We start from the raw sequence: 255 nt of genomic DNA on the forward strand, positions 1-255 counted from the left end.
CAATGTAGGAAGGGCCACCCGTAAAGGAAGGCTCGATTTGTGTCAATTTGATCGTATCCGGCAGCATCTTTTTGCTGAGCTGCTCCAGACCCATATCCGACCATGCCGGAATCATATCGACTTCGCCACTGGCGAGAATGTCAAGGGTACCTTGATTCTTCTTAGGATATACGCCTTTTTGATACATGTAAGGGCCAAGCTCCTTTAGGAGCGCAAAGCCTTTATCCCACTGCTGCGTGATAGCCGGATCCTGGT

At 49.8% G+C, this 255-nt stretch carries 1 pseudogene; it reads right to left on the reverse strand.

The window, feature by feature from the left end:
- Positions 1-255 (reverse strand): annotated as a pseudogene (locus LRL21_RS47515) (extracellular solute-binding protein); the annotation flags it as partial.

This window comes from Paenibacillus periandrae (assembly GCF_022458865.1).
GTDB classification, from domain to species: domain Bacteria; phylum Bacillota; class Bacilli; order Paenibacillales; family NBRC-103111; genus Paenibacillus_S; species Paenibacillus_S periandrae.